Source organism: Ruegeria haliotis, assembly GCF_013377785.1.
GTDB lineage: Bacteria > Pseudomonadota > Alphaproteobacteria > Rhodobacterales > Rhodobacteraceae > Ruegeria > Ruegeria haliotis.
The window spans coordinates 157124-177847 of the sequence record NZ_JABXWT010000001.1; the positions used below are offsets into that span (position 1 = coordinate 157124).

Annotated in this window: 21 protein-coding genes and 2 pseudogenes; 8 read left to right on the plus strand and 15 right to left on the minus strand. The window is 54.3% G+C overall.

What is annotated here, in order from left to right; translation table 11 throughout:
- The first annotated feature begins 100 nt into the window (after positions 1-100).
- Together HW561_RS00765 and HW561_RS00770 are read left to right on the plus strand one after the other, a co-directional pair.
- The gene (locus HW561_RS00765; protein WP_176861318.1) at positions 101-2383 is read left to right on the plus strand and encodes an adenosylcobalamin-dependent ribonucleoside-diphosphate reductase; all 2283 of its coding nucleotides are present in this window, start codon (positions 101-103) and stop codon (positions 2381-2383) included.
- Between the two features lie 244 nt (positions 2384-2627).
- Positions 2628-2963: a hypothetical protein gene (locus HW561_RS00770; RefSeq protein WP_176861319.1), complete on the plus strand. Its 336-nt coding sequence runs from the start codon at positions 2628-2630 to the stop codon at positions 2961-2963.
- A gap of 222 nt (positions 2964-3185) precedes the next feature.
- Here the strand turns inward: HW561_RS00770 and HW561_RS00775 are convergent.
- The 3 genes and pseudogenes from HW561_RS00775 to HW561_RS00785 form a co-directional block, all read right to left on the minus strand.
- Positions 3186-3923, minus strand: a pseudogene (locus HW561_RS00775) (transposase); the annotation flags it as partial.
- A 255-nt stretch (positions 3924-4178) separates the two neighbouring features.
- The gene (locus tag HW561_RS00780; RefSeq protein ID WP_176861320.1) at positions 4179-5852 is read right to left on the minus strand and encodes a flotillin family protein; all 1674 of its coding nucleotides are present in this window, start codon (positions 5850-5852) and stop codon (positions 4179-4181) included.
- Positions 5853-5903: 51 nt separating this feature from the next.
- Positions 5904-6590, minus strand: a complete 687-nt coding sequence (locus HW561_RS00785) for a YqiJ family protein (protein ID WP_176861321.1) — start codon at positions 6588-6590, stop codon at positions 5904-5906.
- A 153-nt stretch (positions 6591-6743) separates the two neighbouring features.
- Here HW561_RS00785 and HW561_RS00790 point away from each other — a divergent pair, with 153 nt between their 5' ends.
- The gene (locus HW561_RS00790; RefSeq protein WP_176861322.1) at positions 6744-7190 is read left to right on the plus strand and encodes a helix-turn-helix domain-containing protein; all 447 of its coding nucleotides are present in this window, start codon (positions 6744-6746) and stop codon (positions 7188-7190) included.
- A gap of 155 nt (positions 7191-7345) precedes the next feature.
- Here the strand turns inward: HW561_RS00790 and HW561_RS00795 are convergent, their stop codons facing one another.
- From HW561_RS00795 to HW561_RS00815, 5 genes are all read right to left on the minus strand, one after another.
- Positions 7346-7777 (minus strand): c-type cytochrome, encoded by a 432-nt coding sequence (locus HW561_RS00795; RefSeq protein ID WP_176862222.1) that lies wholly within the window; start codon positions 7775-7777, stop codon positions 7346-7348.
- A gap of 14 nt (positions 7778-7791) precedes the next feature.
- Positions 7792-8658, minus strand: a complete 867-nt coding sequence (locus tag HW561_RS00800; RefSeq protein ID WP_176861323.1) for a copper resistance D family protein — start codon at positions 8656-8658, stop codon at positions 7792-7794.
- Between the two features lie 2 nt (positions 8659-8660).
- Positions 8661-9002: a copper resistance CopC family protein gene (locus HW561_RS00805; RefSeq protein WP_176861324.1), complete on the minus strand. Its 342-nt coding sequence runs from the start codon at positions 9000-9002 to the stop codon at positions 8661-8663.
- A gap of 11 nt (positions 9003-9013) precedes the next feature.
- Positions 9014-9445: a c-type cytochrome gene (locus HW561_RS00810; RefSeq protein ID WP_176861325.1), complete on the minus strand. Its 432-nt coding sequence runs from the start codon at positions 9443-9445 to the stop codon at positions 9014-9016.
- A 538-nt stretch (positions 9446-9983) separates the two neighbouring features.
- Entirely contained in the window at positions 9984-10373 is a 390-nt protein-coding gene (locus tag HW561_RS00815; protein ID WP_176861326.1) for a MerR family transcriptional regulator, read from the minus strand.
- Positions 10374-10471: 98 nt separating this feature from the next.
- Between HW561_RS00815 and HW561_RS00820 the strand changes: the two genes are divergently transcribed.
- From HW561_RS00820 to HW561_RS00825, 3 genes are all read left to right on the plus strand, one after another.
- The gene (locus tag HW561_RS00820) at positions 10472-10795 is read left to right on the plus strand and encodes a hypothetical protein (RefSeq protein ID WP_176861327.1); all 324 of its coding nucleotides are present in this window, start codon (positions 10472-10474) and stop codon (positions 10793-10795) included.
- 4 nt (positions 10796-10799) lie between these two features.
- Positions 10800-11018 carry a GDCCVxC domain-containing (seleno)protein gene (locus tag HW561_RS23815; RefSeq protein WP_235962733.1) on the plus strand — a complete coding sequence of 73 codons (219 nt, stop codon included), beginning with the start codon at positions 10800-10802 and terminating at the stop codon, positions 11016-11018.
- Positions 11019-11366: 348 nt separating this feature from the next.
- Positions 11367-11738 carry a cupin domain-containing protein gene (locus tag HW561_RS00825; RefSeq protein WP_176861328.1) on the plus strand — a complete coding sequence of 124 codons (372 nt, stop codon included), beginning with the start codon at positions 11367-11369 and terminating at the stop codon, positions 11736-11738.
- 301 nt (positions 11739-12039) lie between these two features.
- On the opposite strand, the gene HW561_RS00830 is transcribed toward HW561_RS00825, so the two are convergent.
- From HW561_RS00830 to HW561_RS24235, 7 genes and pseudogenes are all read right to left on the minus strand, one after another.
- A complete protein-coding gene (locus HW561_RS00830) occupies positions 12040-12837 on the minus strand; it encodes a carbon-nitrogen hydrolase family protein (protein WP_176861329.1) in 798 nt (265 codons plus the stop codon).
- Positions 12838-12863: 26 nt separating this feature from the next.
- Positions 12864-13256: a VOC family protein gene (locus tag HW561_RS00835; protein WP_176861330.1), complete on the minus strand. Its 393-nt coding sequence runs from the start codon at positions 13254-13256 to the stop codon at positions 12864-12866.
- Between the two features lie 94 nt (positions 13257-13350).
- Entirely contained in the window at positions 13351-14136 is a 786-nt protein-coding gene (locus HW561_RS00840) for an ABC transporter permease (RefSeq protein ID WP_176861331.1), read from the minus strand.
- A 3-nt stretch (positions 14137-14139) separates the two neighbouring features.
- Positions 14140-14541 carry an ABC transporter permease gene (locus tag HW561_RS00845; protein WP_176861332.1) on the minus strand — a complete coding sequence of 134 codons (402 nt, stop codon included), beginning with the start codon at positions 14539-14541 and terminating at the stop codon, positions 14140-14142.
- 27 nt (positions 14542-14568) lie between these two features.
- Positions 14569-14979, minus strand: a complete 411-nt coding sequence (locus tag HW561_RS00850; protein WP_176861333.1) for a hypothetical protein — start codon at positions 14977-14979, stop codon at positions 14569-14571.
- Between the two features lie 11 nt (positions 14980-14990).
- Positions 14991-16049 carry an ABC transporter ATP-binding protein gene (locus HW561_RS00855; protein WP_176861334.1) on the minus strand — a complete coding sequence of 353 codons (1059 nt, stop codon included), beginning with the start codon at positions 16047-16049 and terminating at the stop codon, positions 14991-14993.
- Between the two features lie 100 nt (positions 16050-16149).
- Positions 16150-17090 (minus strand): annotated as a pseudogene (locus tag HW561_RS24235) (extracellular solute-binding protein).
- A gap of 481 nt (positions 17091-17571) precedes the next feature.
- Between HW561_RS24235 and HW561_RS00870 the strand changes: the two are divergent.
- Both HW561_RS00870 and HW561_RS00875 read left to right on the plus strand, forming a co-directional pair.
- Positions 17572-19221, plus strand: coding sequence for an amidohydrolase (locus HW561_RS00870; RefSeq protein WP_176861336.1), 1650 nt, complete (start codon positions 17572-17574; stop codon positions 19219-19221).
- An 873-nt stretch (positions 19222-20094) separates the two neighbouring features.
- Positions 20095-20610 (plus strand): hypothetical protein, encoded by a 516-nt coding sequence (locus tag HW561_RS00875; protein ID WP_176861337.1) that lies wholly within the window; start codon positions 20095-20097, stop codon positions 20608-20610.
- Positions 20611-20724 lie beyond the last annotated feature (114 nt).

Genomic DNA, 20724 nt, shown 5'->3' on the forward strand with positions numbered 1-20724 from the left:
TCGTCCAGAGGCAGTGCTTGATATTGTAGCTCAGGATTAGCTTTCATCAAGGTGTTGTGGGTGATAGGCTGGATACCTCTTTCAGAATAGGGAATCACCAATGAGCCGCTTTGCCGCCCCCATCGCCGAGCAGATCTGGGACATGAAGTACCGCTTCAAAAAGGCGGATGGTACGCCCATCGACCAGACGGTCGAAGACAGCTGGCGGCGCATCGCGCGCGATCTGGCGCGCGTTGAAAAAGATCCGGCGCATTGGGAAGAGAAGTTCTTCGAAGCACTGGAAGATTTCAAATACCTGCCCGCCGGACGTATCACTGCGGGCGCTGGTACTGCGCGGCAGGTCACCCTGTTCAACTGTTTCGTCATGGGCACCGTGCCTGACAGTATGGGTGGTATTTTCGACATGCTGAAAGAGGCCGCTCTGACCATGCAGCAGGGTGGGGGGATCGGGTACGATTTCTCGACCATCCGCCCGCGCGGGGCTGATGTGCATGGTGTGGCGGCGGACGCTTCGGGGCCGCTGAGCTTTATGGACGTGTGGGACGCGATGTGCCGCACCATCATGTCTGCCGGCTCGCGCCGGGGCGCCATGATGGCCACCATGCGCTGTGACCACCCGGATATCGAACATTTCATCACCGCCAAGTCCGACCCCGCGCGTCTGCGCATGTTCAACATGTCTGTCCTGGTGACGGACGCGTTCATGGAGGCCGTCAAGGCCGACGGTCCATGGGAGCTGATGTTCGGCGACAAGGTGTATCACACGGTCCAGGCGCGTGATCTGTGGAACAAGATCATGCAGGCCACCTATGACTATGCCGAGCCGGGTGTGATCTTCATCGACCGGATCAATGCGGCCAACAACCTGAGCTATGTTGAGACCATCGCGGCGACAAACCCGTGTGGCGAACAACCTTTACCGCCCTATGGCGCGTGTCTGCTTGGGTCCATCAATATGGCGCGTCTGGTTGCGGAGCCGTTTGAAAGCGGCGCGCATTTGGATGAGACCGCGATGCAGGGCATCGTCGCGACCGCCGTCCGGATGATGGACAACGTGGTGGACGCCTCGAAATTCCCGCTGCCAGAACAAGCTGCCGAAGCGCAAGCCAAGCGCCGTATCGGGCTGGGTGTGACGGGTCTGGCCGATGCTCTGCTGATGCTGGGCCTGCGTTACGGCTCGGACGAGGCGGCGCGTCAGACCGAGCGTTGGTTGCACGCGATCGCCCGCGCCGCGTATCTGGCGTCGGTGGATTTGGCACGCGAAAAGGGGGCGTTCCCGCTGTTCGATGCTGAGAAATATCTGGCCAGCGGCACGATGCAGCAGATGGATGATGATGTCCGTGACGCAATCCGCGAGCATGGCATTCGCAACGCATTGCTGACCTCGATTGCACCGACGGGAACCATTTCTTTGTACGCTGGTAATGTGTCGTCAGGGATCGAGCCGGTCTTTGCCTATGCCTACACCCGCAAGGTGCTGCAGAAAGATGGCTCGCGTACCGAAGAAGAGGTGGTGGATTACGCTGTGCAGATGTGGCGGGACAAATTCGGCGAAGCCGAATTGCCCGAGTATTTCGTAAACGCGCAGACTCTGCCCCCATCCGATCACGTCAAGATGCAGGCGGCAGCGCAGAAGTGGATCGATAGCTCGATCTCCAAAACAATCAATTGCCCTGAAGATATCAGTTTTGATGCCTTTAAGGACGTCTATATGCAGGCATGGGATCAGGGTTGCAAAGGGTGCACAACCTATAGGCCGAATGATGTGACAGGGTCGGTGCTGACCGTATCCGAAAGCTCGGACAAAGTGCCGGGTGAAAGCGCGAACGCACCGCACGAGGTAGAAGGTGGCGACGTTATTTACATGTCCGAGCCGCTGGACCGGCCGCAAACGCTTGAAGGGTCAACGTACAAGCTGAAGTGGCCCGACAGCGAGCATGCGATCTATCTGACCATCAACGACATCGTCATCGGTGGCCGCCGCCGCCCATTCGAGGTGTTTATCAACTCCAAGAACATGGAGCATTATGCCTGGACACTGGCGTTGACCCGCATGATCTCGGCTGTTTTCCGAAGGGGTGGTGATGTTTCGTTTGTCGTCGAGGAACTGAAGGCGGTGTTCGACCCGCGTGGCGGGGCCTGGGTTCAGGGCAAGTATATCCCATCGATTCTTGCGGCGATTGGCGGCGTGATCGAACAGCACATGGTGGTGATAGGGTTCCTTGAAGGTGAGGGGATGGGTTTAAAGTCCGATCCTCAGGCACAGGTGGTCAACATGGATGCGCCGCGTGGCAAGGCATGCCCGTCCTGTGGTCAGTACGACTTGGTCATGATCGAGGGCTGCATGACCTGTCGCAGTTGTGGCCATTCGAAATGCGGTTGACCGCACCGAATTGCTTGTTGTTGTGGTGTGAAGTGACCCATAGTTTGCCCATTTCGTTCTAACTCGGGTCCATGATCTACACATAGGTTGTACATTGAGCGGCTTCACAACGATGCTTTCGGGGTGATGCCGTCTCTATTTTGAATAGGGGAAATCCAGACGGCAACGTTATTGCTGTGAGCAATCGCAATTTAGGCCTTAGTGATGAACAAAATGAACCAGCCCTCATCATCCGACCTTTGGAGTGATCATGACCATTCGATTTGAACAACTGTTGACGCAGGCCCAAACCGGGCGTGGTGCTGACTGGATTTCCGAGGCCGAGCTTCTCGAATTCAATGAATTCTTGCAGGCGCGTGGTTTTGGTGTCGCTCGTATGGAGGTCAAGCGCGCGAAAGGCGGACAAGTGGCACCGAACTTTGGTTATGGGATTTTACCTGCGCCGATGGCTGATGATCGTGAACACTGGCTCAACCATTTTGATCCAACTCGCTCCGCCTCCTACGTCCGCGAGATTGTCCGATATGCAAAAGCAGATGGAGCTCAGTTTGACAACAAGGTTTGGGCGGAGCGGCCCTAGCCGGTACGTCTATTCTGGACAAAATGCTCGCTTGTTTTCGCCAGCGTCTGTAGCGGATGTTACTGAGTTTCCGAAGCGGCCAGCAGTCTATTCGGCTTTTAGATGAAGCAGGTTTTAGCTTTCAAAACATGCTACGCGATCAACACAAGGAGTCTCGAAAAGTATCGAAGCTTTGCCAAATACATGGCTTAGGCCACGCGCGGATAAGGACACTTCTTAGAACCTAACGGACCTGCTGGCTTCCACATCGACAATGATCCCATGATCGGTATCGATCAGGTAGTTGTCGGAATAGGCGAAGAATGCAGGGCCTTTCCGGGCCGCTGTCCACTGGCTGGAAGGATCCGCGTGGGCGGTGAACTTGGGGTGTACCTCGCTGGCAGCTCCGAAAGCCTCGTCATCCAGCACATCAAGATACTCGCGCACAGCCCGCGGGGCTTGGTCAGGGTCAATCTCTTTGGCTTGCCAGGTCTCAGGGTTGCTCGAGTTCTGCTTTTGGACATCCGCAACGATCAGGCTGGCGCCAACCGGGAAGCCTTGGCCGCCGACAAACCCTTCCGCCATGCATCGCGCGACAGTCACTTCGAAAACGTGGCGCAGCAGGTCGCTCTTGCGGAAGCGGCCATGGCGGTTCTTGGAGAAGGTAGAATGGTCACGAATCCGGTCCGTCAGGTCCAGGCGACAAAACCAGCGATATGCCAAGTTCAGATGCACTTCTTCACAAAGCCGACGCTCGGACCTGATACCAAAGCAATATCCGACAAGCAGCATCCGGATCATCAGCTCCGGATCGACCGACGGGCGACCAGTATGGCTGTAAAAGTCCGCCAAGTGAGCGCGGACACTACCCAGATCAACGAACCGATCTATAGATCGAAGCAGGTGGTCTTGCGGGACATGATCCTCAAGCGAGAACTCATAGAACAGTGCCGCTTGCGCTTCCTGTCTGGGACCCAACATCGTCAATCCTCCCACATGTTGGGATAATTGAATCAGTGACCTACTCGGCAATCAAGAAAGAGTTTTTCAACACAATCAGCCCGTTCTGCAAATCTTCTGTCACGCAGCGAAAGTCCGATTCTTGTCATCGGGAGTGGGAAATAAGCGAGAGGGAAATTCGGGGCATTGTTGAATGTGATCGTTTGTACGCCGTCCTTCTAAAACAAACGGTAAAGAGAAAGAGGTCGCCCAAAATGTTTGGGCGACCTCGTCGGTTTATGAGTTGGCCGGCTCATCTACAGGCACGTCCGGCACCGGATCTTGTACCTCGGTCACGTCCAGCATGTCATTCGCCACGCATGCCACACCATTCTCAAGGCTGATCCCGAGTTCCTTTCCGAGCGCTTGCATTGCCGGCATCTGAAGCGCCATGCCTAGGACTGAATCCAATGCTTGGTTCACCGGGGTGCCGGCTGTCCCAGATCCATCACCGGTCCCTGCGCCACCTCGGCCCATACCGGTCACCTGATGGATCTTGATCGAGTCGATCTTCTCGGCAGGCTTAACCATCTCTGCGATGATCGCAGGCATCGCCTCAAGGCTGGCCAAACGGATTTTCATCGCGATGATCTCAGCGCTCAATTCGTTCTCAGAATTGGCAATCGCGGTTTGACCTTCAGCAGTCGCCAGCAAGTCAGCCTTCTTCGCCTCTGCACGCACGATCAAGGCATTCGCGTCGGCCTGTGCCTCTTCCATTTTGGCGGCAGCACGGTCACTGGCCGCGTCCTTTTCAGCCTCAGCTGCAAGACGGATGCCGGTCGCTTGGCGCTCAGCTTCTTTTTGGGCCTCAATCAAAGCGATTTGCTTCTGACGCTCAGCCTCTGCCACCGCACGTGCGGTCTCAATGGCCTCGGACGCCTTCTTGGCTTCTGCACGGGCATTGTCGGCAGACGCACGCGCTTGGCTCTCTTCTTCAGACTTGCGAGCCACGATGATCTGGCGTTCTTGGTCGGCGACCTCAAGCTCTCGCTCCTTGGCGATCTCGGCTTCGCGGATGGTCCGCTCACGCTCAATCTCTGACGCACGTACAGCACGTTCGCGTTCAATGCGCGCCTGATCCTTGGCTTGATCAGAGGCTTCTTGATTGCGGGCGATCTCGGCCTCTTGGCTGGCCTGCAACGTTTGGATTTCTCGAATTTGCGTGATCGACGCTTCCTGTTGCTCGCGGTCAATCTGATACTTCAGCTTTTCGGCCTCCATTTCAGAGCGGGCAACCGAGACCTCTGCCTCAGCCGTAATTTCCGCGCGCTCCTTGCGAGACGTCGCAATGACGGCAGCCAGTTTTTGCATACCAACGGCGTTAAAGGCGTTGTTCTCATCCAACTGCTCGAATGGCGTCTGGTCCAAGGCAGTGAGTGACACGGCCTCAAGCTCTAGTCCGTTCTTCAGTAGGTCTTCGGAAATCGCGTTCTGCACCTCCTGGACAAAGCTGGCGCGGTTCTCGTGCAACTCGTCCATAGTCATCTGGGCTGCAACAGCACGGAGGCCGTCGATCAACTTGCCCTCAATCATCTCGCGCAGTTGTTCAACGTGGAATGTGCGATCACCCAGCGTTTGGGCAGCGCGTGAAATACCGTCTTCCGTGGCATTCACCGAGACGTAAAACTCGACGCCCACATCAACGCGCATGCGATCCTTGGTGATCAATGACTGCTCGTTCACACGCGCCACTTCAAGGCGCAGTGTCTTCATGTTGACCTTCGCAATCTCGTGAAGGAAAGGCACAACAATGGTGCCGCCGTCCATGATGACTTTCTTGCCGCCTGATCCGGTTTTTACCAAACTGGTTTCGCGGGTGGCGCGTTTGTAGAGACGGGCCATGATCAGGCCGATGAAGATAAGAAGGCCGACAATAATACCGGCAGTCGTCAGAATATCAGTAAGCTCCATGAAGTGCTCCTATAGTTGTTCAAAATGGTGATGCTAGGTTGAAAGCGCGGATTAGATGACGAAGAATTTGTCACCGCGCTTGCGGATAAGGGTGACGTCACTGCCCTGAGGAAAGACTCCATCGTCATCCAAGGGCTCGACGCGCAGATAGTGCATGTTGCCATGCCGGTCTTTGATTTTGGCCTCAGCGGGTTTGCCCCGTGTGGCCGTGCCTTGGGTGATAGTGCCCCTGTGACCACCCAAAAACCGCGTCCGCATCGCGCTTGTTTCCGTCTTTGGCATGATCAGCGCGACCCAATTCGCGACAATCCGGGTAATCCCGATAGCAGGTACAGTCGCAAGAATGACAGCAACAGAGGTGAATAAAGGTGTGCCAAGGATGCTGACAGAAACCGACTGAATGATCAGACCAGATAGGCCAAACATCGTCAGAAACGTAACAAGCCAGATCAGGAACGGAACATCCCGCGCGCCTAACCAGCCCAAAAGGCCTGAAGGCGATGTTGGCATGTCAGTCACATCGCCAACGACGTCCACATCGAGATCGGCAATCTCCATATCGATGTCAGCCGACAGATCAAAATCCGCATCAATGTCAATATCTGGCCCGTCACTGCCCAGGCCCAGAATGGTAGCGCCCAGCAAAGACCCCAATATTTCAAGGGTGAACAGGCCTGCAACCACAGCAAGCGCAATCGAGAATGGCAAGGCTTCTTGAGCCAAAAATACGTCGAACATCTTTATCCTTTCATCTTTTATATAGGCATATTTCACAAAAATGTTAGGGATAAATATGCAAAGTATTCAGAAACGTGTACGATACATTGATTTTTTTGCATCAGGTGTCTATTTGTATGCTGACGCAATGGCGCGTCACGCTAAAGGGATGTCATGCCTGACTTTATCCAACGGAGGCGATGGGCCCGGCTCCTGGATCGCAATGCGGCGCGATTTGAGGATTTGCCCACCCCTGAAAAGGGCTGGATAGCGACGATGCGGTTGGCCTTGGGAATGTCGGCTGAGCAAGTCGCGATGCGCAAAGGCGTGAGCCGCAATGCCGTCTATCAGGCCGAACGCAGCGAGCAAGACGGCGCCATTTCCCTCAAGCAAATGGAAAATATCGCGGCAGCGATGGGTGGCAGGTTTGTTTACGCAATCGTCCCTGACGCACCTGTCGAACAGCTGAAATATAATCAGGCCGTCCGAAATGCCCAGCAGATGGCCTTGGATGAACCCGGTTTTGCAACTTGGTCAGTCGATGAACAACAAGACTGGAAAGATGATGCGGCAGCACAGCAGCTACATGATATGCCGCTTGGATTTTGGGACGCGGAGTGAGACGCACTATCTGATCGTACTGCAAACCCACTATGGCCAAGCTGATCATATAGCGAAAATCACTAAATCGCCCGAAATCCTACCGGACTATGGCACTGTAGTCGCCGCGCAATTGAAGCTTCACCGTACCGACCACGTGGCGAAGGTTGCCATCCTTAGTCATGCGGTGGGTTGCGGCTCGCTTGAATTTCCTGAACGCGCTCAGGCCAAGTGGACCTTATGTAGGCGAGAATGTCCCAGATATCGTCATCGGTGAGGGGATCACCAAATCCGGGCATGCCACTCGCAAAGCCGTCGACGCCGCGCGCGGTCAACGCCGCCTCGCCGCCTAGCCGGGTGTATTCGAACAGAAGCTGGTTGTCGTGGTGCCAAGTATGCCCTGTCTCGTCATGGGGCGGAGCAGGCAGAATGCCGTTGTCGTCAGGCGTCTGCCAATCTGGTTGCCCTTCGAGATTAACGCCATGACAAGACGCGCATTGTTCGGCGTAGAGGGTCTGCCCATTGGTCAAATCCCGGTCGTCCATTTCGTGACCAGCACTTGCACCCGTAGCGAAGCTGACAAATGAGATGATCAAAAAGTTCCGCATGTTCATCGGATACCTCAAGCTGGTAGGGTCAAAACGCTCGTGAGCGTCGCGGTTGCTGCAAGGACCACCAGAATGATTACGGCTTCAATTTCAATGGAGCGAACCAAATGGTGGGCGGCTTTATTTTCCCCGGATTGCATGGCCGGAACGAAGCGCAGTTTGTTTGCGGTGGCCAACATCAGGACCGCGCCCACAAGTGCAAGTTTGATCAGAAGGGTTTGCCCGTAACCTGTTGTCATTAGCGCCCACATATCGCCCACCAACATCCAAGCCATCAGCAATCCCGCCAAAATCAACGCTGGAACAATAACCGAAGCCGCCTGCCCAAACCGATGCCCCAACATGGCCGCGTTGTTCAGATATTCTGGCCGTTGAGATAGGGTATGCAACGGTCCAAGGATACCGATCCAAAACGCAACTCCCAGAAGGTGCAAGAGCAATAGCACACGGACGCCGGTTATCTCCATCTCGGGGACATGCCCGATCTGGGCGAATGACCACAGGGCGATCACTCCACCGGCAAGCGCGATCCATTGGCCGACTAGGGGCATGAATACCCCGACGACTATCAAAACCGTCCCAACAACCCGATAGACCAGAACGTCGCCAACCGGGGTCTGCCACAACAGACCGAGCATTTCTGGATCGGTCATACCATCAGCTCCGCCCGTCAAGGCTGCACCGCGCAGCGTGAACCCAAGGACAGAGCCAGCAAGTGCAAGCCCCGCCAACTGAGCAATCTGACCACGCATCATATCGCCCAGAGGCAACACCAAGTCAGTAAAAGCAGCCCGAATGATCAAAAGACCAGTCGCACCACTAATGCCGACATACAGCATCAGCTTGGATAAAATCGCGCCTATTCCCCAGATATCGGGCATGGTCAGTCCACTGTGAACGTAAACCCACCCTGCATGGCGTGCCCGTCTGCACCCAAGCCCCGCCATTCAATGCGATAGGTGCCTTCGCCCATGCTTTGGAGCGGGAGCGCAAACGCGCGTCCAAAACTTGTCTGGTCTCCAAGATCGAGTGTGACGGTATGTGCCTCCTGATGGATCATGTTGACTTTTGTCAGGCGAATGTCATCCGCGAAATTGAAACTAATCTCGGAGGGCACTTCGGCAACTGCCGCGCCGTTTTCGGGTGTGGTGGTGTCCACGCTCGAATGGGCAATAGCATTTGTGCCAAGCATGGAAATCAATGCAAATGTGGTGAGCTTCTTCATTGGGAGGTTCCTCAGTTTATTCCATTAGCGCGCTGGATTTCGCGGATGTAGTCGATGACCATAGACACGTCACCGCGGGTCAAGCCTTCAACCGGAGGCATGTCGCCAAACTGCCAGTGGTGGCTTCTGACACCCATTGCGACCGCGCGTTGAAAGGACTCGTCTGCATGATGGCTGGGTTCATAGATAACATGGATCAGCGGCGGCCCTGCGCCTTCGACGCCAACTGCGTTGCTGCCGTGACACGCGGCGCACGCGTTTTCGAATATCCGCTGCCCGAAGGCCGCATGCCCTTCGATAGGCGGCATCTGAATTGCCACCATCGCATCGCCCTCGGTAAGTGCCGAATGCGCGGCTTCCTCAACTGGGGCGGGGCGTAGAGTGATGTAGGCAGCGATGGCTGCCACGGCGCACGCGCTGATCAGGAGATATTTTCGGTTCATGTACTGGTCCTAACCTTATGTAACAGAGTGGTGCCGCAAATAATTCGCAGCACACCGGAACGTGTTCACTGCCGTGAACAGCGTCGGAAATCTGTTTCAAGTGTTAGGTGGCCTGTCCGGGTTGTCCGGTTCATTGAGCGTCGAGAGGTTTGTAACCTGCAATGTCAACACGACTGCTGCTTGGTTAGGTTTGGTTTCGAATGCCTGTGTCGTGAGCGCGAGAACGTTACACAGGAATGGATTGCATCCTTCATGCGCCGAGCTGTCCGGTTCATGCTGCCTGTCTTCGCCAGGAGCCACCAACCCGTGGTTAGCGTGTTGCACCTCAACACTTGTGGCCATGTGATCAATACAATGCCCGCCAACGCACTCACTAGCTAGCGCATGAGCGACGTTCCCATTCCCCATAACAAGGATCAGAAAAACCGTAAGAAGTGTCGTGGTTATTGGCCGAAGGTACTTCACGTGGCGAAGCTAACCCGGATTCTGACCGAACACAACGCACGTGCCAGAGGGCCTGGCAACGCCCAATGTTCCACTACCGGGTGCGCAATTGAGAAAGCATAGGGCAGGAGACATTCCCACTATCGCAATTGGCTGTGAGTTCAATCAAAGCTGCTTCCAAACGCTCAAGTTCCTTTATCTTGTCGCGCACATTCAAGACGTGGTGCTCAGCCAAGTCCATAACGGATTGGCAGTCTTCGCTATCGCCTTCAGATAGTTTGAGGAGCGTCCTCGCATCCGCAAGCGGAAAACCCAGTTCGCGACATTTCTTTAGGAACCGAAGCCGTCCAATATCCTGCGGGGAGTACATCCGCCGGTTATTTGAAGCACGTTCCGGTTTAGGCACGATCCCTTCGCGTTCGTAGTAGCGGATCGTTTCAATGCCGACACCGCTTTGTCGGGATGCTTCCCCAATCGCAAACATGTGAGATTCCCCACCTTGATCCTGTAGTGGCTACAGAAGTTATACGAAAGGATGCAGCTTAGACAATTCCGCGCAAAAAAGGGTCGTCAGGAACGCCAATGCAGAAGTACCTTAGCCTCAGTTACCTAGGATCGGTGTCCGCTCTTGGCGTGGCGACTTGCTGCGTATTGCCCATGACGATGCTGCTGCTGGGACTGGGCGGCAGTTGGCTGGCAATCTTTGGGAAGATAGCAGCGGTTAGCTACTATGTGTTGGCGATTTCTACCGCACTCGTCGCGGTATCTTGGCTGCTGTCTCATCAGCGCGGTTCATTGCCAAAGTTGAAGTGTTGGCTTTGGGGAACGACCGCGATGACCGGTTTAGCTTGGGTTGTCGTGTTTTATGAGGCACGGATCAACGATTTCCTGATTATGCAGATGTGAGACAATGACGGACCAAACTGTAGTGCTGGAAAGCACGTTGACATGCCCAAATTGTGGGCATAGCGAAACCGAACAAATGCCGACGGATGCCTGCCAGTGGTTCTACGAGTGCAAGGCATGTAAGACGGTTTTGAAGCCGTTGGAAGGCGACTGTTGTGTCTATTGCTCTTACGCCACCGTTCCCTGCCCACCAATTCAGTTGGGCGATGGCTGCTGCGGTTAGTGTGTCGTGTTACTCGCTTGGTAAATTTGCCAACAGAGAATTTCGACAATTTGCCCAACTATTGCCCCGTTCTGTGATCGCAAGAAACCCGTAATTCAGTGCTTGCGCAGCATGAGGTATTTTGGGCTCGTTGCGGCCCTAAACTCTCTATCAGAGGACCGCCCGCCGGTGAAGATTGAAGGTCGTTCGAAGGTCGAACTTCAAATCATATTCGTGTAGTGTTCGGGCAATGTATCACCGTCGTACATCTTCATTTCCGTCCTTTGGAAAGCGACTGAAGCGGCAGCGGATTGCCATAGGCGCTGAAGGCAGACATTTTATCACAATCCAACTAAGGAGCTCAGCCCGATGACAGAACCAGCCCCAGGTCAAAGATGGCATATTCCGGATGTCGTGAAACGCACAGATGTTTTGGAAACGCTCATTGGAACCTATGAGGCCCGGAACGACACGCCGAGCACTAGCAGTTTAAGTTTTCACATCTATCGTTTGGCCGAAGGCCAGATAGACGACCAAACACCGCATCGCGAAGATGAGCTCTACTATGTCTTTTCGGGCATGCGCACTTTGGTGACAGACTGTTCGGTCGAAGGAAAGAAAAGAGTCGACTTGGTTCAGGGTGATCTTGTTTATGTACCAGCCCACGCCAAACATGTTTTCGAGGGATCAGCTGAGATCGTTCTGTTGGTCTTTTTTGCGCCTAATTTTTCAGGCGACTAGTAACCAAAGCCCTACATTTGCTTTGCTGTTCCTTAGGGTGGAACTCCAGCTTAGGGTTTGGACCTCCTGCACTCCAAAACTTAACAATGAACAAATGGCGTGCCGAGAGAGTATTGAAGGTATCCATCCGAACCAGAGCCTGTTCCCGACTAGAGTGATCTCATCAAGGAGATGCCAGCCGGAGAGCTGTCCAAGAGCTGTTAGTGTCGTGGGAACCCAAGCCAGCAGGTCATGGCTATCAAACGGTGGGGATAGAATTGCTGAGAAATTCCACCAAGCCTTTGTATAATAGGGTCAATATCTACTCAGCCTTCTGATTTCTTTCAGCGAGTTCAAGATCAGAAATATAAGGGTTTCTTTCGCGGCAGGGCAAATAGACGTCTGGAGTAATCTCGGCGAATAGTAGGGCTTCTCCGCTTTCTGGTGCTGCCGCCAGCGTTTTCCCATTCGGCGCCGCAATGGAGGACAGACCCTGATATTCAAACATCAGATCTTTATCCGCATGGTTGGCGTAGACCACATGAACCTGATTTTCGAACGCTCTGACCGGAATTACCTTTTGCGCAATATGTCGTCCCTCTTCGCCGTGGGGCAGAGCCGTTGGTACAATAACAATGTCAGCTCCTGCCTTGGCAAGTCTGCGTACATTTTCCGGGAATTCCACGTCATAACAAATCAGGAACCCAGCTTTGAGACCACACAGATCCACAACAAAACACGACGGGCCGTTGGCGGTAAAAATACCCTTCTCGTAAGAGCCGTATAGAAAGGCCTTGCGATAGATCTGCGTTGCTCCTCCTGCGCCGTCAATAATCATGGCGCTAATGTAAAGCGTGTCACCTTCGCGTTCCGGAAAACCGACCACAAGAGAGATCCCGATGTCTTGTGCTGCGCGTGTCAGTTTTTGCACCGTTGGGCCATCGGCGGGTTCTGCCAACTTAATCAGCTCTTCCCCTCGTCCATATCCGGTCATGGCGAGTTCGGGAGCCACCAGAAGATCTGCCTGCTGTTCCTTCGCGCGCGCCATCGCGGCAATGATCCGGTCTGGGTTTGTTGTTGGATTGGCCGTGGCCGACATTTGCAAAGCAGCGATTTTCATTTTGGTCCTCTCATGATCCGGTGGTTCTATAGCGAGGAGAAGCCGTTACAAAGAACTTCCAGTTTATTGCCAAAAGGATCGCGAACATAGGCCGTCGTACATCCCGACATAGGATAGAAATCGCGTGGTCCAGATGCGCCTTCGTCAGTGCCGCCGTTGGCCAATGCGCTTTCATGGAAGGCTGCGACTTGTTCGGGCGAAGAGGCGACAAATGCGATGTGGGTTCCGTTGCCTGATGTCGCGGGTTGGCCATCAAATGGCAACAGCAACAGGAATTCGGGGCGTGATGTGCCGTAGGCGGCGAACTCATCATCGGCGTCCAGACAGGTGACGCCCAGCAAATCCATCAGCGGATCATAGAACTGACGTGCCTTGGCAATGTCGGGCACGCCGACGCTGAGGTGATCGATGAGGGGCATGTTTGTCTCCTGTTGGTTGCGCGGTCAATCTATGACCCGTTAAAGAAAAAGCCCCCATCAAATCAGCGTTACTGCATTTGTTGGGGGCGTTGTCTTAGTCCATTGCGCCAAGAATGCGCGACAGGTTGCTGAACTTCGCGATCAGGCTGAAAACCACCACATTGATGATCAAGAACAGCACTGCAATTGACGCAATCACCGGCGTATAGCCATAGCGCAGAGCGTTGAAGATCTTGATTGGCAGGGTTTCAACGGTAAAGCCCACGGTCATCAAGGCGATGATGTATTCGTTCAAACTGAGAACGAAACAGAAGGCAAACCCGGCAAAGGCAAACGGGGCGGCAATCGGCAGGATCACTGTGCGGAACACGGTTTTTCCATCCGCACCCATGGTTTGCGCGGCTTCGATCAAGGCGCGATCGACGCTTTCCAGCCCCAGTGATATGGTCACCAGAGGCAGCGCCAGCAGGAACATCGCATGCGCAATGATCACGTTGATCATAAGCCCGTTCATCCCAATGCTGGAAAACAGCAACAAGAAGGCCAGCGCCATGATCACCGGCGGCAGGATAAAGGGCGCGACCCCAAGCGAGAACAGCGCCTTGGCATACCGCAGCCCTGATTTCCAAACCGCATAAGCCACTGGCAGCGCAATCAGCACGGCAAGGATCGCCGAAGTGATCGCAATCAGCAGCGAACTGATCAACGAATTGAACCAGCCACTATCAACGAAGATCTCGGCATACCAGCGAAAGGAAAACCCTCTGGGGGGAAACGCCAGGAATTTCTTGGCGTTGAACGACACCGCGATGATCACAAAGATCGGACCGATCAGGTAGATGGCGAAGATAGCGAGATAAGCGTTTCTAAGCAGTTTCATGACTTATTTCTCCCCTCCGAATTTCATTACGGCGGCCACCACAGACCCGCTGAGGATCAGCAGAACCACGGCCAGCGCCGAGGCAAATGGCAGGTTGAAGTTATAGATCGCCTGATCGGTGATCAGTACTGACAATGTCCAGTGTTCGGGCTTGCCAAGCACTTGCGGTACGATGATTGCACCCAACGTCAGAACAAAGATCGTCACCGAACTGGACACCAAAGCCGAACGATTGACGGGGATCACGATTTTGAAAAACGTCCCTATCGTTGAATTGCCCAACGTCCGCGCGGCCTCGATCAGGCTGCGATCCATTCGGCTGAGCGCAGGATAGAGTAGCAAGACCGCAAATGGCACCGCCAGATAGACCAGCGCCGCAATCACCGCCCCGGCACTTGGTGCCATCGAGAAGGATTTTTCGACAATACCCAGTTAGGCAAAGATGTTCCCCAATCCAGCCGTGCGTGAAAACAGCACTTGCCAGCTGAAGGCGATCAGAACTTCTGACAGTGACAACTGAGCCAGGATATAGATCAGCCAGATCGTTTTGGTGCGTTCCTTGAACTGGGTCAGCATATAGGTGAACGGAAACGCGATCAGCAAACTGAAGAAGGCGATCAGGGCGCAAATTCCGGCGGAAAACAGGGCGCGTTCAATGTAGAACCACGTCAGGAACCGCTGAAAATGTGCCAGATCGAACCCATAGCTGAAATCCCCATCCGGCGTTTTGACCGCCACACTGGCCATGACGATCAGGATGAACGGGATCAAAAAGAACACTCCGATCATCACGGATGATGGGATCAGGGTGACATAGTGTGAGAATGACTTTCGCTCAGACATAACAACCCCCATTATGCTGCAAGCACGTTGCAGGTGCTGGTGGGCATTTCCAGATACACTTGCTGGCCGACCTTCACTTCGGGAAAGTCTTTCGGCGTCATGATCGAGGTCACCTCGTGATGACCGCAATCCACCAGAATTTCGATGGTCATGCCAATGTCGCGAATGAAGGTCACGGTGCCCTGTAACTCGTTCTCCAGCGGCGCATCCGTCGTGGGGTGGACAAAGACATCCTCGGGCCGGGTCATCAACAAGACATCATCGCCCGCAGACAATCCAGCCGATGCATTGGTGAACTTCATCTCGCTACCGCTGACCGTCACGGTGTCGGGATTTGTCAATTTACCGGGCAGCAGGTTCGACGTTCCGATGAATTCGGCCACGAACTGGTTTGCCGGGGTTTTGTAGATATCCAGAGGCGCCCCGGTCTGGTGGATCTTGGCACGGCCCATGACAACAATATCGTCGGCCATTGTCATCGCTTCGGTCTGGTCATGGGTCACGACGACAGTGGTTATGCCCAACTCTTGCTGCAATTTGCGCAGCTCGATCTGCATGGATTCACGCAGGTTGGCATCCAGCGCCGACATGGGTTCATCCAGTAGGAAAATTTCGGGGTTCAGGGCCAGGGCGCGGGCAATTGCAACCCGTTGCCGTTGGCCGCCGGACATCTGGGTGATACGGCGATCAGCGATGCCAGGCAGATGGATCATGTCCAACAACTCTTTGACGCGATCTTCACATTCCGACCGGGAATGACCGCGAATTTTCATCGCGTAGCTGATGTTCTCACCAACACTGAGATGCGGAAACAGGGCGAACGACTGAAACACCATGCCAATATTGCGCTTGTGCACCGGCACATGCGTCAGATCTTTGCCTTCAAAGGTGATCGAACCTGCGGTGGTATCCTCAAGCCCGGCGACCATCCGCAAAAGAGTTGTCTTTCCGCAGCCCGACGGGCCGAGAAAGCAGATCATCTCACCTTTGTTGAAATTCAGGTTCACATCCTTGACGGCAGTGACGGCACCATATGTTTTTGTCACGTTTTCGATGACCAGACCGGTCATCCGTGTTTCCTTTCCCTGTTATGAAGAAGCCCGCCAATTCTGGCGGGCTTTGACTGAGGCGGGCTTAGCCACCCAGCATTTGGTTCCACTTGTCTGCGATCTAGTCCGAATGCTCCATGTAGATATCATAGCGCGGAATGATCGGAGTTGTTGGGCTGGAAACAGCCGCCAGTTCCTCGGAGGTGAGATCTGTCAAAGATGGATCCACAACCGGGGCCGTACCCAGGAAGCGTGCCAAAGTTGCCTGAACCGCCGGATCACAGGTGTAGTTGATGAATTCATGGATCTCATCAACAGGCTGGGCAAATTCAGGTACGATCCAGTAACCCGAATCCAGAATACCGCCCTCTTTGGGGAAGGTTGACCGCACCGGGAACCCTTCGGCCGCAGCCAGACCTGCCACGTCATGGTAATACTGGCCCATCGGGATCTCGCCATCTTGGAGGGCCTGCTGGAACGCGCCTTCGTCACGATACCACAGACGCACGTTTGGACGTACCTCTGCCAGTTTTCAAAGACCTGCTCCATGCCTTCTTGGGTGTTGAGGATGTCGGTGCCACCAAAGAACGTTGTTGCGGTGACTTCCAGCAGATACGAGTTTGTGGGAAGCGCAAGCAGGCCAAGTGTATCTTCTTTGCCTGCGGCCCACATATCAGCCCAGCTTGTCGGAGCCTCGGCAACCTCATCGGTGTTCGAGCACAGCGTGATGTACCACGAAACGGCGCCAACCGCCTCAAGCCCGCCCTCAGGGTTACGCGCCTTAAAGACGTCCGTCAGATTGGAGAGGTTCGGAATTTTGCTTTCATCCAGCGTTTGGAACAGTTTCTGTTGAACACCCCGCATCCGGTTCACACCAGCCATCAAAGAGACATCGGCAGGGGCCTGTTTGGCGCGGACGGCATTTTTAAGCTGCACCAGCCATGTTTCACCGGTGGGGACGGCGATGGATTCAACTTCAATGCCGGTGGCATTGGTGAATTCGGGATATACGTATTCTTTGAAGCTGTCTTCAAAGAAGCCGCCATAGGTGCCAACCTTGATCGACGTTTTGTGTTTTGATTTAGTGGCGCCGCGTAGATGACCCGGATTGCAATCCGATCAATCCTGTAGGCATTCGCCTTGAAAGGCCCCCTAAGTTTGCGCGCTCGTGTTCAGTAAAGTATGACCCTGTGTCAGCATTCATTCACCTCAGTCTAACCATTGCGAGCAGATAAAAAAATTAATCAGACAATAACTTTGCATTTGCTTTCGCAAATCTATGGATGACGAGCCGTCACATGGGTTACTGCTGATGCAGCGTGCTAATTTGGTCCACCACCAAATTTGCTCACTAGGTTTCACCAAGCCATTCAAAAGCGAAACGCAGCAGGGCAGAGTAATCGGTTCCCATTGAGCTTCTCAAATGTAAGAAATTACCAAAGCAAATTTGCGAGATCAGGAGCGTGGGTTAATCTGTTTCAAACGCCACCTGTTCAACCCCGCTTGGGTAGTTGTGTCGCGCAACCATCTGAAAGGTCTTATCATGCCCGCTACAATCGCAATCATCAATGCCGACATTCTCCCGATGATTGGTGAGGGGAAATTTCAGGCGTTGGCGATTGAAGGTAACGCGATTTCGGCGCTTGGCAGCAATGCAGAAATTCAGGCGTTGTGCGATGACACCACGCAAGTCATTGACGCCGACGGGAACACCGTGATGCCCGGCTTTGTCGAAAGCCATATGCATCTGTTTCTGGGGGCTTATTCCAGCAAGGTTTTACACTTGCCGGGCGTTGAGGGCACCGAATCCGTAACAAAGGCCATCTGTGAATTTGCGGCCGCCAATCCCGACGAAAGCCTGCTGGTCGCACAGGGGCTTGGCTATGAGGCGTTTGATGGCAAGCGCGACGCAGATCGCCATATTCTGGATCAAATCTGCCCGGATCGACCGCTATTGATCCAAAGTTCTGATTTTCACAATGGTTGGGCCAACACCATCGCATTGACCGAGGCGGGCGTTTTGCACGGCCGCGATGTTGGTTCCGGCTCGCAGATCGAGTTGGACGATGATGGCGTCGCCACAGGCGTTTTGACGGAACCGCCAGCCGTGTCCACGGTGCAGTCTCTCGGTGCACATGGCGGGCGTGAAGTGTTGGGTCTGGAGGGTGTGGAACCCGCAGGCACTGTCACCCGCGATCAGCGCGAAGCCGACAAATCGCTGTTGCGTGCGGGGCTGAACCATTGCGCTGAGCACGGGATCACCACGATCATCAACATGGATGGCAATGTCTATCAGGCCGATCTTTTGCGCGAGATCGAAGCCGAAGGCGACCTGAACTGTCGACTTGAATTGCCTTATCACTTCACTCCCGGTGAACCGGATGAAAACCTTGAGATCGCCGAACAGATGCGCCGCGATCTGAACAGTGACATGTTGTGGTGCAACCGAGTGAAATTCTTCATGGATGGCGTGATGGACATGGGCACTGGATTCCGGGTTCAGGATTATCCCGATCAGCCCGGCCATAAAAGCGAGCCTCTGCATGCGCCCGAACGCTTTGCCGAAGTTGCGACCGAGCTGGACAAGCGCGGTTTTCAGATTGCCGTGCATGCCATCGGTGACGGCGCGGTGCGCACGGTTCTGGATGGCTACGAGGCCGCGCATAAGGCCAACGGCCCGCAAGGCAACCGCCACAGGGTCGAACATATTGAACTACATGACCCCGCCGACCGCCCGCGGTTTGCCGAGCTGGATGTTGTGGCCTCGTTCATGCCTCCGCACCCGCCCGGCTGTGGCGATTTCCCGGTCGAACCTCTGGCTTCGATCATTGGCAAGGATCAATGGCCCGATGCCTATGCTTGGCGCACTCTGAAAGACGCGGGCGTACGGGTGTGTTTCTCGTCCGACTGGCCCATTGCAGCCTTGCCACCCTTGACCGGGATCGACATCGCGATGACCCGCGAAACATGGGCCGCTGATCAAAAAGACGAGCGCCTGACATTCCAGGAAACGTTGGAGGCTTACACCATCGAGGGCGCCTATGCCTGTCATCGCGAAGATAAGATCGGCAGTCTGGAACCCGGTCTGCTGGCCGACATAGTGATCCTGGATCGGATTCTGACCGAAGGTACTGCAGCTAAGGCATCCGTCACCACTACTATCTGCAACGGCGCCGTGACCTATCAGAAATAGCGCGCGCACGAACTTCAGTTTGGCTTCTCTGTCCTTTCATCTGCTGCCGCTCATTGTTGCGCTATCATCCAATGGCAGCATTAGTGAAGCTGTACCGCAGCGCTAAAGATTTTTGCCAAGTCTTGTGTGGGTGGCGCCTGCGCTACAAGCGATTTCCGTGTTGGCAGCGGCGGTCCGTCAGTATTGTCCTGTTTACGCAACCAGTGTTGCGGGCTGCTGGTCTTGATGAGTTCCACAAGCAAGGTTCCTATCGGCTAAACGGCCTTGACTGGGCGTCAGCAGATTTCAATACGCGCCTCGCGAGGGCCTGTGGGTTTCGATGAGGTTTGGTCATAGAACTGCTAATTCATGCCTTGGTTATCGCAGTAAGTGAAAGGGCAGGGTGGTGAGAACGGATCATTTCTGCCGGGCTTTCACCAAGTCAAGGGGGGTGACGGAGGGCTTTTCGCCGCTCTCAATCGAGGACTACGATGACCTTTTCGAGCCTTGGAACATCTTCGCAATCTAGGGGGGTATGCCCGGCTAGCGTTAGTTTGCTTAAATCGACGACCACAAGCCCTCTCCAAGAGTGGGCTTGTGCGCTTGGAGACCAGTTCTTTTCCTCGATCCTGATACGCAATTGCTTAAATTTGGTGTGTAACCGGTTGTGGGGAAAGCGTATTTCAATTTGAGTTTGATCTGAATCGGTACTCTTGTGATTTTCTGACAATTACTAAACTTAAAGTTGCAATTTTTACTGCTGGAGTATCAATTTGATTTGACACTCCAGCAACATTCTCGTGTTTGCTTCAATTCCGTCTCTTTTCCGCCGGATTCTGCGCTGATAAGTCGTTGTCAGTAAGCGGTGATGTGTTGAAAGGTGTGAGTGGGCGGATGAGAACCGGAAAAAGCGGTCGCGTAGCTATTTCATGGACGCAAACAGAACTTGATGGGCTTGAGGCTGCGCCTCTGGCCTCTTTGGCTGTTGGAGCGGCTTGGTCCTGGCGCGGTCAGGCTGTCATGCTGAGCGAAGCGAATGAGCAAAGTCTTGAGCAAACCGGATATGCAGGCGGTATCGCAACCCGTACAAGCGACCGATTTGCTGTCGTGAGAGAGATCTCGGGCCATGTCACTGGCGCCGTTATGCTGACCAATGGCGCGCAGCGTTTCTGTGCGGATTTGGTTGTTGACGGCGACGAAGTCGCGCCGACTCTGGTGTTTGAAGGTGGTTGCCCGCCGCGAGATCAGGATTTCTGGATCAGTGAAATCACCGAGATCGCGGTTTTGAGCAACGCTGATTCAGGGCGTGATTCGACTGTCATCACCTTTCCAACTCAAAAACACGCTCAAGACATGTGGTCCATGGCTGGGCGTCGTGTTGCGGCCAATTCACCATGTGTGATCGACTGAAGCGTTGCCAGGGTAAGGTTCATTTCAGTATTTGGAGTTTTTCAGCGCAGTGCCGCGCGGCGTGTTGACTCTGACAATTCTACGGATATAAGCGCGACTTCATTGGTGTTGGTG

Coding starts and splice junctions, on each gene's coding strand:
- HW561_RS00785 (WP_176861321.1), bottom strand. CDS start 6,590: ATGTTCGACGTATTTTTGGCTCAAGAAGCCTTGCCATTCTCGATTGCG.
- HW561_RS00825 (WP_176861328.1), top strand. CDS start 11,367: ATGACAGAACCAGCCCCAGGTCAAAGATGGCATATTCCGGATGTCGTG.
- HW561_RS00815 (WP_176861326.1), bottom strand. CDS start 10,373: ATGTTTGCGATTGGGGAAGCATCCCGACAAAGCGGTGTCGGCATTGAA.
- HW561_RS00795 (WP_176862222.1), bottom strand. CDS start 7,777: ATGCGGAACTTTTTGATCATCTCATTTGTCAGCTTCGCTACGGGTGCA.
- HW561_RS00810 (WP_176861325.1), bottom strand. CDS start 9,445: ATGAACCGAAAATATCTCCTGATCAGCGCGTGCGCCGTGGCAGCCATC.
- HW561_RS00835 (WP_176861330.1), bottom strand. CDS start 13,256: ATGCCCCTCATCGATCACCTCAGCGTCGGCGTGCCCGACATTGCCAAG.
- HW561_RS00870 (WP_176861336.1), top strand. CDS start 17,572: ATGCCCGCTACAATCGCAATCATCAATGCCGACATTCTCCCGATGATT.
- HW561_RS00830 (WP_176861329.1), bottom strand. CDS start 12,837: ATGAAAATCGCTGCTTTGCAAATGTCGGCCACGGCCAATCCAACAACA.
- HW561_RS00765 (WP_176861318.1), top strand. CDS start 101: ATGAGCCGCTTTGCCGCCCCCATCGCCGAGCAGATCTGGGACATGAAG.
- HW561_RS00780 (WP_176861320.1), bottom strand. CDS start 5,852: ATGGAGCTTACTGATATTCTGACGACTGCCGGTATTATTGTCGGCCTT.
- HW561_RS00875 (WP_176861337.1), top strand. CDS start 20,095: ATGAGAACCGGAAAAAGCGGTCGCGTAGCTATTTCATGGACGCAAACA.
- HW561_RS00855 (WP_176861334.1), bottom strand. CDS start 16,049: ATGACCGGTCTGGTCATCGAAAACGTGACAAAAACATATGGTGCCGTC.
- HW561_RS00820 (WP_176861327.1), top strand. CDS start 10,472: ATGCAGAAGTACCTTAGCCTCAGTTACCTAGGATCGGTGTCCGCTCTT.
- HW561_RS23815 (WP_235962733.1), top strand. CDS start 10,800: ATGACGGACCAAACTGTAGTGCTGGAAAGCACGTTGACATGCCCAAAT.
- HW561_RS00790 (WP_176861322.1), top strand. CDS start 6,744: ATGCCTGACTTTATCCAACGGAGGCGATGGGCCCGGCTCCTGGATCGC.
- HW561_RS00850 (WP_176861333.1), bottom strand. CDS start 14,979: ATGTCTGAGCGAAAGTCATTCTCACACTATGTCACCCTGATCCCATCA.
- HW561_RS00800 (WP_176861323.1), bottom strand. CDS start 8,658: ATGCCCGATATCTGGGGAATAGGCGCGATTTTATCCAAGCTGATGCTG.
- HW561_RS00845 (WP_176861332.1), bottom strand. CDS start 14,541: ATGGCACCAAGTGCCGGGGCGGTGATTGCGGCGCTGGTCTATCTGGCG.
- HW561_RS00840 (WP_176861331.1), bottom strand. CDS start 14,136: ATGAAACTGCTTAGAAACGCTTATCTCGCTATCTTCGCCATCTACCTG.
- HW561_RS00805 (WP_176861324.1), bottom strand. CDS start 9,002: ATGAAGAAGCTCACCACATTTGCATTGATTTCCATGCTTGGCACAAAT.